Here is a 359-nt window from a genome sequence, read left to right as displayed (position 1 = left end):
ATGCACGATGTGGTGCTCCAGAACCTGCCGGTCCGCTTTGCCATTGACCGTGCCGGTCTGGTGGGGGCCGATGGGGCGACGCATGCGGGTTCGTTTGACATTGCCTATCTGGGCTGCCTGCCGGGCATGACCATTATGGCCCCGTCCGACGAGCTGGAGCTGCTGCACATGACAGCCACAGCCGCCGAGTTTGATGAAGGCCCGATCGCCCTGCGCTACCCGCGTGGCAACGGGCTGGGTCTGGACCTGCCCGCCGAGGGGCAGGTGCTGGAGATCGGCCGGGGCCGCGTCATCCGCGAGATGGGCCGCCAGTCCGGGGCGCAGACGGGTGGCATTGCCATTCTCTCGCTCGGGCCAAG

The 359-nt window shown here is 67.7% G+C and carries 1 pseudogene; it reads left to right on the top strand.

What is annotated here, in order from left to right:
- Positions 1-359: pseudogene (locus tag HK26_RS12955) on the top strand (1-deoxy-D-xylulose-5-phosphate synthase); the annotation flags it as partial.

Origin of the sequence: Acetobacter okinawensis (assembly GCF_002153655.1) — a bacterium.
Classification (GTDB): Bacteria; Pseudomonadota; Alphaproteobacteria; order Acetobacterales; family Acetobacteraceae; genus Acetobacter; species Acetobacter okinawensis_A.
The sequence above is the reverse complement of the archived record's forward strand: the minus strand, read 5'-3'. Positions and strand labels throughout refer to the sequence as shown.